The following is a 15609-nucleotide window of genomic DNA, read 5'->3' on the forward strand; positions in this document are numbered from 1 at the left end:
GGAACTGAAAATACTCCGCTCCAAACACCGCAACAGACGTGTAGCTGCGAACCTTAGAAAACTAAGCTTCTATGTTTTTAAATATTTTTTACTGCAATTCTAAAACCAAAGCTGATTTTGGTTCTAAAGTGATTTCAGTAGCTAAATCAAATGTTTTTCCTGTAATAACATCTTTTCCTGATTTAAAGTTTTTGATGCTTTCTTTGAAACGGTTTGTTTTTACAACTTGTTCTTTTGCATTGTTATTGAAAACAACCATTACGGTTTTTTTATCTGTATATCTGAAATACACATAAGTATTGTTTTCAGGAATATAATGCGTCATTTTTCCGAAATGAACCGCTTCGTTTGTTTTTCTCCAATTAAATAGTTTTGAAGAGAAATCAAAGTAAGCAGCTTGTTCTGGAGTTCTTCCTTCTTTGGTAAAAGCATTGTTTTTGTCGCCAGCCCATCCGCCTGGGAAATCCTGACGAATATCGGCATCGCCGCCTTTTCCTTTATCACCGCCCATTCCGATCTCTGAACCGTAATAGATTTGCGGAATTCCACGAACTGTTGCCAATAAAGTCATTGCCAGTTTGTATTTTGGTAAATCATATTTGAATTTTTCATTCATACGATCTGTGTCATGATTTTCAGCAAAAACTAAGATATTATTGGTATTTGGATATAAAAAATCCATTGCAAAATTGTTGTAGAATTTAATCAATCCGCTATCCCAGCTTGGTTCATTTTCGTTGAAAGCAGAAGTAATCTGACTTTGAAGCGTAAAATCCATTACACTTGGAAGGTTTGAATTATAGTTTTCAATTGAACCAACTTTACTGTCTTTCTGCCAAAAAGCTAAATTTGCCTGATTGTGCATCCAGATTTCACCCACAATATTAAAATTCGGATATTCATCTGTAATTGATTTTGCCCAATTCGCCATTGCCGTTTTATCCGAATAATTATAAGTATCAACTCTAAATCCGTCAAGATTGGCAAATTCAATCCACCAAATCGCGTTTTGCGTTAAGTATTTTGCAACTAATGTATTTCTTAAATTTAAATCTGGCATTGAAGGTACAAACCAACCGTCAACACAAACTTCCTGATCTATTTTTGAAGCGTGAATATCTGTAATTACTTCACGACGGTGATGTGTTTGTGTAAAAGTTTCGAATTGATTGAACCATGTTTTGGTTGGAATATCCTTCATCATCCAGTGTGTAATTCCCCAATGATTTGTCACATAATCCATAACAAGTTTCATGTTCTTTTTGTGCATTTCTGCTGATAAACGAGCGTAATCGTCGTTTGTTCCGTAACGCGAATCAATTTTGTAAACGTCTGATTGTCCGTATGTATGATACGAATGTTGTTTGTCGTTGTCTTCGCATAAAGGCGTGCTCCAGATTGTTGTCGCGCCAAGAGAAGAAATATAATCTAAGTTTTTGATAATTCCTTCGATATCGCCGCCGTGACGTCCGCTTGGATCTTGACGGTTTCCTTTTTCAGTTAAAGAAGCGTCGCTGTCATTTTTAGGATTTCCGTTAGCAAAACGATCTGGCATGATTAAGTACATTAAATCAGATGCGTCGTAACTCTTTCTGTCTGCCGAATTTGCTCTTCTTTCTTTTAGAGCATATTTTTGTTTAAAGGCAACTTTATTTTTGTTTTTGAAAGAGAAAGTTAATTCAGAAGCCTTTACGTCTTTTGTATTGATGGTTACGAAAAGATAGTTTGGGTTTTCTGTTTTTTCTACATTTTTAATCGCAACATTATTAGAAACCGAAGCTTCATATTGTGCAATGTTTTTTCCGTAGAACATAATCTGTAATTCAGGATTCTTCATTCCAGCGTACCAGAAAGGCGGTTCTACTTTTTGGATTTGCGCTTTCGCGGAAGCGGGAAACAACAACACCAATAAGATTAATTCATAAAAAGAATGTTTTAAGAAATTCGTTTTAAGGTTTTTCATAGTAAGTAAATTTAAACCATATAAGTAATATAAGTCCATGTAAGTGTACGTTTGAATTAAATGAACTTATATTACTTCTATGATAAATTTAAATTATTTGTTTTCAATAATGCTTATCGCATAACCTCCACCCGGAGCAGATAACTGCGATAATTTTGATTTACTGGTTACAGCAATTTTCTTGATGGTATAAGCTTGCGGATTCGTTTTGTAATGCGCATCTTTTGCATCAGCATAAATGGTTGCAGTGTATTTTTTTCCTTTTTCAAGGAAACTGAAATCGATGTTTGAAGTACGCGGCGTTTCTCCGTTTACGTTTCCAACAAACCAGTTATTTGTTCCTTTTGCTTTACGAGCAACTGTGATAAAATCTCCAGGCTCAGCCTCAATATATTTACTTTCTGACCAATCTACAGCCACATCTTTAATAAATTGAAAAGCATCCGGAAAACGGTTGTAATTCTCCGGAGTATCAGCCGCCATTTGTAACGGACTGTACATTGTAACGTATAAAGCCAATTGGTTTGCCAAAGTACTGTTTACATGCGATTTATTATCAGGATTTATTTTGCTGATATCCATTTCGAATATTCCAGGCGTGTAATCCATTGGACCACCAATTAATCTTGTAAATGGTAAAATCGTTACGTGATTTGGTTTAGAACCTCCAAAAGCCTGGTATTCTGTTCCTCTTGCAGCTTCGTTTCCAATTAAGTTAGGATACGTTCTTGCAATTCCCGTTGGGCGAACGGCTTCGTGAGCATTCACCATAATTTTGTAATCTGCTGCTTTTTCGATTGCATATTGATAGTGGTTTACAATCCATTTGCTGTAGTGATTTTCACCTCTTGGTAAAATATCACCTACGTAACCGCTTTTTACAGCATCGTATCCGTTATCGTTCATGAATTTGTAAGCAGCATCCATGTGGCGCTCGTAGTTACGAACAGATCCAGAAGTTTCGTGGTGCATGATGATTTTTACACCTTTAGATTTAGCATATTCGTGAAGACCTTTTACGTCAAAATCAGGGTAAGGAGTAAGGAAATCAAAAACATAATCTTTAGAATGTCCGAACCAGTCTTCCCAGCCTTCATTCCAGCCTTCGACCAAAACAGCATCAAAACCGTGCTGTGCAGCAAAGTCTATGTATTTTTTTACGTTAGCATTGTTTGCTCCGTGCGTTCCGTTTGGTTTTGCTTTTGAAAAATCAGTAACACCTAATTGAACTGTTGGGTAATCATTTGTATATGACCAAGAGCTTTTTCCTGTAATCATTTCCCACCAGACACCAACATATTTTACTGGTTTAATCCAAGAAGTATTTTCAATTTTTGATGGATCGTTTAAGTTATAAGTCATTTTTGAAGCTAAGATTTCTCTAGCATCATCGCTTACAATAATCGTTCGCCACGGCGAATGATTTGGTGCCTGCATGTGACCTTTGTCTCCTTTTGCATCTGGTGTTAACCAAGACGTAAAAGTCATGTTTTTATCATCTAAATTTAAATGCATACAAGAATAGTCAATCAAAGCCGCTTCATGTAAGTTGATGTAGATTCCATCAGCAGTTTTTAACATCAAAGAAGTCTGAACTCCTGTTGGTGAAAAAGATTTTTGAGAAACGTTTGCTGTATATGCTTTTTCAGATAATCCTCGAATTTCAGATAATTTCGATTTTGTATAATCGTATTCCTGAGTATCATAATCTCCCGGAATCCAGAAAGCAGTATGATCGCCAGTCATAGCAAATTGAGATCTTTCTTCTTTAATTACAAAGTAAGTAAGATTCTTTTGCGCTGGGAATTCATATCTAAATCCAAGTCCGTCCTCGAATAAACGGAAACGGATAATGATTTGTCTGTCGGTACCTTTTTGGTTCAAAGTAACCGCTAACTCATTATAATGATTTCTAATATGATCAACTTCTCCCCAAACCGGTTTCCAGGTTTCATCAAAAGTTGAAGTTTTTGTATCAACAACCGTAAAATCATTTAGTAAAGATTTGGTATCGTTTTTAAGTTCAAGACCTAATTTACTGGTTTTTACAACTTCTTTGTTTTTGTATTTCAAATTGTAAGCTGGAGTTCCGTCATTTTGAAGCGAAAATTCCATAACGAACTTTCCTTCGGGAGATTTTAATTGCTGTGCATTTGCTATTGAGCTGAATGCAAACAAGATTAAACTTGCGAAAAATAAGTTTTTCATGTTTTTAGATTTTTAGAGAAATGTAATTTAATTAATTTGTGCGAGTTTACCAGCCGTTATAGTCGTGCCATTTACTATAATGTTTAAATCCTGATCGCCGTCTACAGTAAATGTTGTTTCGTTATGATTTACAGCTACTTTTAAAATTTGGTTTCTGAAATTAATTTTAAAAGAATAACCTTTCCATTCTTTTGGAATTTTTGGAGAGAAATGTAATTGATCATTTTTCACTCGCATTCCGCCAAAACCTTCTACAATACTCATCCATGTTCCGGCCATTGACGTAATGTGACAGCCTTCTTCCACTTCTTTATTATAATCATCTAAATCCAAACGAGAAGTTCTTAAATAAAAGGTGTATGCCATGTCCATTTTATCTAAAACTGCAGCCTGAATCGAGTGTACGCAAGGCGAAAGCGAACTTTCGTGCACCGTAAACGACTCATAAAACTCGAAATTGCGTTTTAATTCTTCTTTCGAAAAATGATCTTCGAAGAAATAGAAACCTTGTAAAACGTCTGCTTGTTTGATATATGGCGAACGCAACACACGATCCCAAGACCATTTTTGATTGATCGGACGCTGGGATTTATCTAAATCTTTTACAGGAACTAATTCTTTGTCTAAGAAACCGTCTTGCTGTAAATAGATTCCCAATTCTTCTGAAACAGGGAAATACATGTCATCAGCCACTTTTTTCCATTCTTGAATTTCTGCTGATGAAAGAGTAACTTTCTCCATCACTCTTTTGTGATCTGCAGGATATTCTGAAGCGACTTTTTCAATTTGTTCCGAAGCAAAATCAATACACCACTTTGCAATATAATTGGTGTAGAAATTATTGTTGATGTTGTTTTCGTATTCATTTGGACCTGTAACTCCCAAAATAACATACTGATTTTTGTCATTAGAAAAAGAAGCCCTCTGATGCCAGAAACGCGCAATCCCGATTAATACTTCTAAACCTTTTTCTGGAATATAAGAGTAATCGCCCGTGTAACGGTAATAGTTATAAATCGCAAAAGCAATCGCACCATTTCTGTGGATTTCTTCGTGCGTGATTTCCCATTCGTTGTGGCATTCTTCACCATTCATGGTCACCATCGGATACAATGCCGCGCCGTTTTTGAAACCTAAATTATCTTTAGCATTTTCAATTGCTTTATCCAATTGATTGTAGCGATATGTCAATAAGTTTCTCGCAACCTGTTGGTCTTTTGTGGCCATGTAAAACGGAATACAATACGCCTCAGTATCCCAATACGTTGATCCGCCGTATTTTTCTCCGGTAAAACCTTTTGGTCCAATATTCAAACGGGAATCTTTTCCGGAATAGGTTTGGTTTAATTGGAAAATATTGAAGCGAATTCCCTGTTGTGCCTTAACATCGCCTTCAATTGTAATATCTGACATTTCCCAGATTTTTTCCCAAGCATCAATTTGGTTTTGAAGCAAAGTATCATATCCTAAAGAAACGACCGTTTTGATACATTTTTCGGCTGCAGCCAAAGTGTTTTCGTGATTTAAAGAAACCGTATAACCACCAATTTTCTGGATTGATGAGGTTTGTCCTTTTGCAATAATAGTTCCGTAAGTGTATTGAACTTTATCTGTTGTTGAATCGATTGTTGAAGGCGAAACATTGATGTTTTCTCCGTTTGCCAAAATCGTATTGTGCATGAAAGTCGTAACTTTAAAATGCGTTTTAAACGTTTGAGCGGTTACAAAAGCTTCGTTTGTGCCTTTTTTAACTTCAAGCGGTTCCCAGAATTTTTCTTCCCAGTTGGCATCTTCATTGGTTACACCAGCGTCAACATAAGGTTTGTAAACGATTTTAGCATCTTTGTTTAAAGGTGTAATATCGTATTTAATGATTCCGGCTTCGTCTAAATCTAAGGAAAGAAAACGACGAACGTTTACTGCGATTTCAGTTCCGTTTTTTAGAACTGCTTCAAAAGAACGATTGTACCATCCTTCTTTCATATTCAATTCTCTGCGGAAGTTTCTAACTTCGGTACAAATATTTAAATCAAGATTTTCTTCGTTGATTTCAATGTCAATTCCAATCCAGTTTGGCGCGTTTAGTACTTTGGCGAAATATTTTGGATAACCGTTTTTCCACCAGCCCACTTTTGTTTTATCTGGATAATAAATTCCAGCGATGTAACTTCCCTGAAAAGTTTCTGCTGAATAGGTTTCTTCAAAATTGGCGCGTTGTCCCATAGCACCGTTCCCGATACTAAAAAGACTTTCAGACGATTTTACTCTCTCGGCATCAAATCCTTCTTCTATAATTGACCAATTGTCTGGTTTTATATAATCTTGGTTCATTTGTTTTTAAAGTGTTTTTGTGATTGATTGATTTATGATTGATTTTATTTTGTGATTAATGATTCGATAAAGGTTTCATCTATGAAAGTGAAATCTTTAAAAATGAAATCAGCCTCATGCAAAATTGTTTCCTCACCAATTCCCACACTTACCATTTCTGCAATATTTGCTGCCTGAATTCCGGCAACAGAATCTTCAAATACAATTGAATTTTTTGGATCAATGTTTAATAATTGAGCCGCTTTTAAGAAAACTTCAGGGTCTGGTTTTGCATTGGTAACGTCATTTCCGTCAACAATAACATCGAAATACGAAATGATTCCGGTTTTTTCCAGAATTGGTCTTGCGTTTTTACTGGCAGAACCCAGTGCGATTCCCTGATTTTTATCTTTTAATAATTGCAGAATTTTAAAAACCCCCGGAAGAATTTCGCTTTCGTCCATACCAACTAAATACGATAAGTAATCCTCATTTTTCTGAATTAGCATTTTGTCCTTATCTGCCTGAGAAACCTGGACATTACCTAATTCTAAAATGATATCCAAGGACCTAACACGGCTAACACCTTTAAGTAATTCGTTATGTTCGTGTATAAAATTTATATGTAACGCTTGCGCGATTTTTTGCCAGGCCAAAAAATGATATTTGGCGGTATCGACAATGACTCCGTCAAGGTCGAAGAGGAATGCTTTTTTCATTAAAAAGGAGAATTCTTTAATTTATGATTTTAGAATATCGTCGTCTACATCTTTTACTTTGTAGACTAAAAGTGCAGCAATTAAGAAACTTATGCCACTTGTGATTAGGGCATAAATTGCATCGCCATCATAAAGATATTTTACAATTGGACCGCCAATTAATGCGTTTACAATTTGCGGAATTACAACAAAGAAGTTGAAAATTCCCATGTAGACCCCCATTTTTTTAGGCGTAATCGAACCGGCAAGGATTGCATAAGGCATTGCCAGAATGCTTGCCCAGGCTACTCCAATTAAAATCATTGGCAAAACGACCCAGTTTTCATCTGGCATGAAATAAATGGAGATTAAACCAATTCCTCCAATTATTAATGAAAGTGAATGGGTTGCTTTTCGGCCGATTTTTTTAGCAATGTAGGGTAAGAAAAACAAAGCGACTATAGCAGAAACTAAATTGTAAACACCAAATAGAATTCCGACCCAGTCACCGGCGTTTTGATATTGCTGGCTTGAAGTGTCACTAAGCGGTAATTTGTAAATGTGGTGGGCAATAGCAGGAGTTGTAAAAACCCACATACCGAATAATCCAAACCATGAGAAAAACTGCACCCAGCTGAGCTGCCGCATGGTGGCAGGCATTTTTGTAAAATCTGTGAAAATATCTGTGATTTTTGATTTTTCTTCATAATCAGGAATCACTTCATTTTGCGGATCTTCAAATTTGGCCAGTTCTTCAGGAGAATATTCTTTTGTTGTGAAGAGAGTCACTAAAATTGAACCAACTAAAATTGCTGCCCCAATGATAAAGGAGAGCATCAGATTTAATGGGACACTTCCGGGAACGGTGCTGTTTGGCACATCAAACCATTTTGTTAAAACGTAAGGAAGTGCTGAACCAATTACGGCCCCAAAACCAATTAAGGATGTCTGAATACTAAATCCTGCTGTACGCTGATCTGTACGCAAATTATCTCCAACAAGTGCACGAAAAGGCTCCATAGCAATGTTAAAAGAGGCGTCCATAATCATTAACATTCCGGCTCCAACCCACAAAGCGGGCAATACTGAAATGAAAATATTAGCCTGTGGCATCAGGATTAATCCAACGGAGGCTAAAATTGCCCCAACTAAAAAGAAAGGTTTTCTTCTGCCAAACCTTCCCCATGTCCTGTCACTGTAATGACCAATAATCGGCTGTACTATCAATCCCATTAGGGGAGCAATAATCCAGAACCATGAAAGCTCATGAACGTCGGCACCAAAGATCTGTAGAATTCTGCTGGCGTTTGCATTCTGAAGTGCAAATCCCATTTGTATCCCCAGGAAACCAAAACTCATATTCCAAATTTCCCAGAAACTTAATTTACGCTTTTCCATTATCGTAATTTGTGAAAATTATACGATAAGCGCTTTGCTTATCAAAACTTACTATTATTTCGAAGTAAAAGTAAAAGCTTTGAGCCAGGCTGTAAATATAGAAATATATTTCAGTTTTTTGTTTGATAAAGGCAAATAAGAGCAAACATTTTTTACTACAAGGTTGTAGTAATGAATTAAATAAGAAAAAAGTACCACTAAAATTGAAAATGATCAAGTATAAGACAAATTCAGTTTAAACAGTTGCATCACTATTTTTACGATTGAAAAATTAGTCGGTAGATTCTCTTTTTATAAGATGCGTTTCGATAACCTCTGTTCTGTAATTTTCATTTTCTTCATCATCTTCATGTTCAGCTTCCAGTCTTTCAATAAGCATTTTAGCGGCTTTATTACCCATTTTTTTTCCGCTTTGACTCACAGTTGTAATACTTGGCGTTGAATATTTAGAAATAATACCGTCAGTAAAAGCAATTACAGCCAGATCTTCCGGAACTTTAAGCCCCATTTTGTTTGCTGTTTTAATAATGGTTACGGCAAAAAGCTCATTTACGGCAAAAACAGCATCAAAAGCCCTGTCATGTAAAAGCTGGCTAATCGTAATTTCGCAGGTATCTACGTCTTCAATTTTTATGATTAAATCTTCGTTGAACGGTAGTCCATTGTCCAATAATGCTTTTTCGTAACCATCTGTTCTTAGTTTACCAACGCTTACATAATCAACAGTAGTAACAAGCGCTATTTTTTTTCTTCCGCTGTCAATCAGACTCTGAACTGCTTCGTATGCTGCCGCCTTATCATCAATAATTACTTTATCGCATAATATATCATTGGTGACACGATCAAACATTACAACCGGCATTCCCTGATTGATCACTTCGGTAATATGATGAAAATCGCCTTTAAATTGTGTTTCTTTCGAGAGCGACATGATAAAACCGTCGATGCTTCCGTTGGCCAGCATTTCCATATTTAATACTTCTTTATCAAAAGAATCATCGGATAAACAGATTACAACACTATAGCCGTTTTCATTAGCAACCTGCTCAATTCCGTCAATTACAGTAGAGAAAAAATAATGTACAATTTCCGGAATAATAATACCAATACTTTTGGTTTTTCGGTTTTTTAAACTAAGGGCAATGTTGTTCGGTTTATAGTTGTAAAATTTTGCAAAAGCCTGAACTTTTAACCGGGTTTCTTCACCAATTTCAGGACTGTTTCGCAATGATTTTGAAACAGTTGAAATAGATACATCGAGCTCTTTTGCTATCTGTTTTAGGGTCACTTTTCGCTTCATGATACTAATTTGAAAAAAATGTTATTGACAATAAAGGTATGTTTAATTTCCACAAATCATAATTTTATTCCTAAAAAAACGCAATAATATATAAAGTTTTCAACACTACCACGTTTGCGTAAGCCAATAAAAAATGACTGGCGTTGAGCATGTTAATTAATTCCTAATTTTGAAATTCGAAGTAAAATTAAAAGCTTAACTAACAATCACTAACTCAAACTAATTTAAACAAAAAGTATGAAAACAATTTCGAAAAAGTTGTTATTTTTATTCCTGCTGCTACCGTTTACTATGCTCGCTCAAAGCACTTTAAAAGGTACAGTTGTCGATAAAGCGACAGGACAGCCAATCCCGGGAGTAAATGTAAATGTACAGGGTGCTCCGGGAGGAACATCGACCGGATTTGACGGTAATTTTGAATTATCTAATGTAAAGAACGGAAACAAAATCACGATCTCTTTTATTGGATACAAAACACAAACTGTTGACTATAACGGACAAAAAACTCTAAATATTTTATTAGAAGAAGATACAAATCAGCTTAAAGAGGTAGTTGTACAGGTAGGTTACGGTACTGTTAAGAAAAAAGATGCAACTGGTGCGGTTTCGGTATTATCTGCTGCCCAGCTTAACAAAGGACCGGTTGGATCTGCAGATCAGCTTTTAGTTGGTAGAGCTGCGGGTGTCAGAATCACTTCTGATGGCGGTGCACCAGATTCTAATCCAAACATTAGAATTAGAGGAGGAAGTTCTTTATCAGGAAACAACAGTCCGCTTATAATTATTGATGGTGTGCCAATTGACAACACCAATCCTGCCGGAATTTCTAATCCACTAACCTTAATTAATCCTAATGACGTAGATACATTTGCAATTTTAAAAGACGCTTCTGCAACCGCTATTTACGGATCGAGAGCATCAAATGGTGTTATCATTATTACTACTAAAAAAGGTGTTTCAGGTGCTCCTAAATTCAATTTTTCATCTAATGTAACCATTGGAAAAGTAAACAATCCTGTTGATATGCTAAGCGGAACTGAATTTACTTCTTTCATACAAAAATACCATCCTTCTTATACAAATCTACTGGGGATTCCTGATGGCTCAGGGGCAACTGATATTGCAGGTACTCCACAAATAGAAGGAAGGATATTGTATGATACCAATTGGCAGGATTTGATTTACAGACAATCTATTTCTACAGACAATAACTTCAGTGCCAGAGCGAATTTGTTTGGAAAAATTCCGTTCAGAGCTTCTGTTGGCTATGCAAAAAATGAAGGCGTTGTAAAAACGAATGATTTGGACAGGTACTCTGCTTCTATTAAGCTTTCCCCGTCCCTTTTGGATAATCACTTGAAAATTGATATAAATGCTAAAGGAATTTCGGTTAAGAAAAATGCTATTGATGGAGATGCTGTTATTGGTAACGCTTTGGGTATGGATCCAACAAAACCGGCTTATGACAATAGTGCCAATAATAAATTCGGAGGATATTATCAATTATTAAATACCAATAATTCTTTAAGCGGACAGCAAAATCCTTTGGCTATTATAAACCAAAGATCCCGTCCTGAGGAAGTTCAGAAATTATTAGGAAACATCGAATTAGATTATAAAATGCCATTTTTGGAAGCTTTAAGAGCTGTAGCAAATGTAGGTATCGAAGCATCTAAAACTAAAATTGAGGAAACATATACAGATAATTCTATTCAGACTTATCAACTGGATAATTCAACCGCAACAACGCCTCCAACGTATGTTTTTAATCCGGGACTGAATTATTTAGAAAATCAAACCGTAACCAATAAAACATTAGACGCTTACTTTGCTTATACTAAAAATTTAGATGGATTTGTCTCAAGAGTAGATGCTCAGGCAGGGTATTCGTATCAGAACTTTGTAACGGATGGTAATAAAGAAATTTACAGATACAGCACGGTTAATGGTTTAAGAGAATTAACTCCAAACCCGTCTAATCCAAACAATAGATATTTTAACGAAAGAAACTTACAGTCTTTTTTCGGAAGAGCTAATTTTGATTTAGTGAATAAGTATTTATTTACTTTAACTTTAAGAGCTGACGGTTCCTCTTTATTTAAAGAAGACAGCAGATGGGGTTATTTTCCCGCAGCAGGTTTTGCCTGGAGAATCAAGGATGAAACTTTCTTAAAAGATTCTGGAACTTTCAAAGAATTAAAATTAAGATTAGGATATGGTATAACTGGTCAGCAGGATATTACAGGTGTTGCAGGCTCTTATCCTTATAGTCCGTTATTTGGTTCTACGAGTGCTTCAAGTACATATATTCCGGGGGTAAACGGATATTTTGCAAAACCTTATAACGAAGATTTGACCTGGGAAAAAACAACAACTTATAATATAGGAGTTGATTTTGAATTATTTGAAAATAGTATAGTTACGGGTAGCATTGATGCGTATCAAAAATACACAAATGACTTGCTTTCAGTGGTTTCAGCTCCTCCGGGACAGGCATTAACAAATGAATTTGTTTCGAATGTTGGTAAGATGGAAAATAAAGGTGTCGAAGGAAACCTGAACGTTAAAGTAATAAGCAGCAACGATTTCAATTTAGCTGTAAATGGAAACATTGCTTATAACATAGGCGAAATTACGGACTTGAACAATAGAATTACCAATGTTGATAACGCATCTACGATTCCTGTTGGAACAGGTCAAAAGATAGCTTACAACACTGTTGGCGAACAACCTTATTCTGCATGGGTTTTTGAACAAATTTATGATTCGAACAACAAACCAATTCAAAACGCTTTTGTTGATAAAAACGGAGACGGTACTATTGATGATAATGACAGAAGCTATATCGCTTTAAGACCAAACTGGACTTATGGTTTTGGTTTAACGGCTAATTATAAAAAATTCGACCTGTCCACTACTTTCAATGGCCAGATAGGCGGAAAAGTATATAATGCACGAAAACTTCAATCCGGTTATTTAGATAAAGCAATTCCGGTTAACTCTACGAATTTATCTAATATTTTAGACACTGATTATGCTTTTCAGAATATTAACGGTAACATTCCTTTTTCTAATTATTATTTAGAAGATGCAAGTTTTTTACGTTGTCAGAATATTACTCTCGGGTATAATTTTGATACTATATTAAAAGGCACGGTTTTAAGATTATATGCTTCTGCCAATAACTTATTTATCGTAACAGATTACACTGGTGTAGATCCGGAAAACTTTAATGGAATTGATAATAATTTCTATCCACGATCCAGAACGTTCAGTTTGGGTCTGAATTTAGATTTTTAATTAAAAAAAATATACAAATGAATCAATTTAAATTTAAAATAATAGGAGCTGCTTTTGTACTTTTTTTATTCGCTTCCTGTGTGGATGACCTGAATACAGAGCCAAAAGTAGAGTTGACTTTGGATAAGCTTTTAGAGCAGGATCCAAATGCAGTAGACGGTTTGGTTTCTAAAATTTACGGAACTTTCGCTCTTTCAGGACCAGATGGTCCAACATCTACAGATGTAGTTACAAAAGATGCCGGTGAAGCTGCATTTTTAAGAAGTATCATCAATTTGCAGGAGTTCTCTGCCGATGGTATGAAAAACCGTTGGGGGGATGATGGTCTGGATCAGTTGACAACTACAAGTAACTGGAATCCAAACAATAAATTTTTCCGATACTTATATGACAGGGCTTACTATACAATTCCTCAGGCCAGTAATCTGATTAAAATTCTGAAATCAACTTCTGTTGCAATTCCTGAAAAAGAAAACCATATAGCAGAACTTCGTTTTTTAAGAGCACTAGCTTACTATTATGTGATTGATTGTTTTGGTAAAGGAGTTATCACTACTGAAGATGACATTAACACCTCGACGCCTAAAAAAGAATCAACAAGAAAAGAACTTTTTGACTTTGTTGAATCAGAACTAAAAGATATTGAAGGCACCATTACAGCAACCAAATCGTACGGTAAAGCCGATAAACATGTAGTAAGAATGTTGTTGGCAAAATTATATTTAAATGCCGAAGTGTATTCAGGAACTCCAAGATATGATGACGCTTTAACATATACTAAAAAGGTAATTGACGAAGGTGGTTATACAATTGCCCCAAAATTTGTGAGTATTTTTTCTGGGGATAATAATACTTCTCCTGAAATTATCTACACCTTAATTGCGGATGCCGTTGTAAGTCAGGGTTACGGAAATACAACTTATATCGTAAATGGAAATTTAAGCACAGAAACCATGAATCCAAATGATTTTGGATCGACTGATAACTGGGGTGGACACAGAGCAACCAAAGCCTGGTATGGATTGTTTAATAACGGTGACTTAGCCAATTCTCCAGATGACAGAGCAAAACTGTTCTGGACAACCGGACATTCTTATGAAATGAATGACTATAAATTATGGACAGACGGTTATCCTAGTGTAAAATTCAGAAACAAAAACTTTGTTGGCACTTCTAATGCAACCAGTTTTTCTAATACCGATTTCCCTTTATTCAGGCTGGCAGATGCTTACCTGATGTACGCGGAGTGTGTCGTTAGGGGAGCTTCTGGCGGTACCGCTCAAAAAGCTTTGGATTATGTCAATGCGGTGAGAAACAGGTCAAACGCCGGAGCGATTACGCCAGGACAACTTACATTGGATTTTATCTTGGATGAAAGAGCCAGAGAACTGAACCTGGAAGGCCACAGAAGACAAGATTTGATCCGTTTTGGAAAATTTACCGGAGGATCTTATTTATGGCCGTGGAAAGGTGGGGTAAAAAATGGAACTTCGATTCCTGATACTTACAATTTGTATCCTATTCCAACAAGTGCTTTACAGTCAAATTCAAATTTAACCCAAAATCCGGGTTATCCTCAATCTTAAATACGAAAAAGATGAAAAATATAGTAAAAGTAAGCATATTTTCAATGTTGTTTGCTACAATATTGTCCTGTAATCCGGATGACCATATAATGGTAACACCATCAGAGGCGCCTAAATTACTGACACCTGCGGCAGGGTTTAGTATTGTATTGTCGAAAGAAACTGAAAATAACGTTGCAGCAGAAGTAAAATGGGATGCTGCAAAATACACAGGTTCGCAAACTGTGGTAAATTATACCATTGAGATTGCAAAAGCTGGGACTAATTTTGCTAATCCTATCACTGTAACAACTACAACTGAGCTTTCCAAAAGTTTAAAAGTCTCAGAATTAAATCCGGCACTTGTAAATGGAGGTTTTGTTGAAAAACAAGTGAACGACGTAGAGATTCGCATAAAATCTGTGGTAGGAACATCAGGAATACCACAATATTCGAATGTCAATACATTCAAAGCAACTCCGTATCGAGTGCCATTGGCTTCCTCTCATTGGTTAGTTGGTGCAGCAACACCAGGCGGATGGTCATGGGAAGGAGATTCAGAAACTGAATTCCCATTAGTTACTGGAAAAACAAATGTTTATCAGGTAACAGTTGTCCTTAAAAACGGAGAAGCTTTTAGGGAGTTTTTAGGTAACAACTTTACAAATGACGGCAACTGGGATTCCAGCCGTAACTACACTTACTATAGCAGTTTGAGTTTTGCTATTGATTCAGAGTTAGTAAATGCGGGTGATGGAGATGCCAATTTTAAATATACCGGGCCAACAGGATCCAGGGTTTTAACAATTGACAACGCTGCAAAAAAAATAACATTAGACTAATTTTTTAGTCTCAATATTCAAAAGG

At 35.9% G+C, this 15609-nt stretch carries 9 protein-coding genes; 3 read left to right on the top strand and 6 right to left on the bottom strand.

What is annotated here, in order from left to right; genetic code table 11:
- Positions 1 to 88: 88 nt before the first annotated feature.
- From P5P89_RS11065 to P5P89_RS11090, 6 genes are all read right to left on the bottom strand, one after another.
- Complete coding sequence (locus P5P89_RS11065; RefSeq protein ID WP_278011957.1) at positions 89 to 1963, bottom strand: glycoside hydrolase family 13 protein; 1875 nt, start codon at positions 1961 to 1963, stop codon at positions 89 to 91.
- Positions 1964 to 2056: 93 nt separating this feature from the next.
- Positions 2057 to 4171, bottom strand: coding sequence for a glycoside hydrolase family 97 protein (locus tag P5P89_RS11070; RefSeq protein WP_278011958.1), 2115 nt, complete (start codon positions 4169 to 4171; stop codon positions 2057 to 2059).
- A 27-nt stretch (positions 4172 to 4198) separates the two neighbouring features.
- Positions 4199 to 6502 (bottom strand): glycoside hydrolase family 65 protein, encoded by a 2304-nt coding sequence (locus tag P5P89_RS11075; protein WP_278011959.1) that lies wholly within the window; start codon positions 6500 to 6502, stop codon positions 4199 to 4201.
- Positions 6503 to 6546: 44 nt separating this feature from the next.
- Entirely contained in the window at positions 6547 to 7200 is a 654-nt protein-coding gene (gene pgmB, locus P5P89_RS11080; RefSeq protein ID WP_278011960.1) for a beta-phosphoglucomutase, read from the bottom strand.
- Positions 7201 to 7221: 21 nt separating this feature from the next.
- Positions 7222 to 8577 carry an MFS transporter gene (locus tag P5P89_RS11085; protein WP_278011961.1) on the bottom strand — a complete coding sequence of 452 codons (1356 nt, stop codon included), beginning with the start codon at positions 8575 to 8577 and terminating at the stop codon, positions 7222 to 7224.
- 271 nt (positions 8578 to 8848) lie between these two features.
- Complete coding sequence (locus P5P89_RS11090) at positions 8849 to 9877, bottom strand: LacI family DNA-binding transcriptional regulator (RefSeq protein ID WP_278011962.1); 1029 nt, start codon at positions 9875 to 9877, stop codon at positions 8849 to 8851.
- Positions 9878 to 10114: 237 nt separating this feature from the next.
- Between P5P89_RS11090 and P5P89_RS11095 the strand changes: the two genes are divergently transcribed.
- Genes P5P89_RS11095 through P5P89_RS11105 form a run of 3 tightly spaced genes read left to right on the top strand, consistent with a single transcriptional unit; the run spans position 10115 to position 15584 of the window.
- Positions 10115 to 13177, top strand: coding sequence for a SusC/RagA family TonB-linked outer membrane protein (locus tag P5P89_RS11095; RefSeq protein ID WP_278011963.1), 3063 nt, complete (start codon positions 10115 to 10117; stop codon positions 13175 to 13177).
- Between the two features lie 17 nt (positions 13178 to 13194).
- Positions 13195 to 14763: a RagB/SusD family nutrient uptake outer membrane protein gene (locus P5P89_RS11100; RefSeq protein WP_278011964.1), complete on the top strand. Its 1569-nt coding sequence runs from the start codon at positions 13195 to 13197 to the stop codon at positions 14761 to 14763.
- An 11-nt stretch (positions 14764 to 14774) separates the two neighbouring features.
- Positions 14775 to 15584, top strand: a complete 810-nt coding sequence (locus P5P89_RS11105) for a SusE domain-containing protein (RefSeq protein ID WP_278008393.1) — start codon at positions 14775 to 14777, stop codon at positions 15582 to 15584.
- The last annotated feature ends 25 nt before the right edge of the window (positions 15585 to 15609 follow it).

The organism is Flavobacterium gyeonganense (assembly GCF_029625295.1).
GTDB lineage: Bacteria > Bacteroidota > Bacteroidia > Flavobacteriales > Flavobacteriaceae > Flavobacterium > Flavobacterium gyeonganense.

What these genes read in the sequence shown, in the direction of transcription:
- P5P89_RS11075 (WP_278011959.1), bottom strand. Translation starts at nt 6,502, where the DNA reads ATGAACCAAGATTATATAAAACCAGACAATTGGTCAATTATAGAAGAA.
- P5P89_RS11090 (WP_278011962.1), bottom strand. Translation starts at nt 9,877, where the DNA reads ATGAAGCGAAAAGTGACCCTAAAACAGATAGCAAAAGAGCTCGATGTA.
- P5P89_RS11065 (WP_278011957.1), bottom strand. Translation starts at nt 1,963, where the DNA reads ATGAAAAACCTTAAAACGAATTTCTTAAAACATTCTTTTTATGAATTA.
- P5P89_RS11085 (WP_278011961.1), bottom strand. Translation starts at nt 8,577, where the DNA reads ATGGAAAAGCGTAAATTAAGTTTCTGGGAAATTTGGAATATGAGTTTT.
- pgmB (WP_278011960.1), bottom strand. Translation starts at nt 7,200, where the DNA reads ATGAAAAAAGCATTCCTCTTCGACCTTGACGGAGTCATTGTCGATACC.
- P5P89_RS11105 (WP_278008393.1), top strand. Translation starts at nt 14,775, where the DNA reads ATGAAAAATATAGTAAAAGTAAGCATATTTTCAATGTTGTTTGCTACA.
- P5P89_RS11100 (WP_278011964.1), top strand. Translation starts at nt 13,195, where the DNA reads ATGAATCAATTTAAATTTAAAATAATAGGAGCTGCTTTTGTACTTTTT.
- P5P89_RS11095 (WP_278011963.1), top strand. Translation starts at nt 10,115, where the DNA reads ATGAAAACAATTTCGAAAAAGTTGTTATTTTTATTCCTGCTGCTACCG.
- P5P89_RS11070 (WP_278011958.1), bottom strand. Translation starts at nt 4,171, where the DNA reads ATGAAAAACTTATTTTTCGCAAGTTTAATCTTGTTTGCATTCAGCTCA.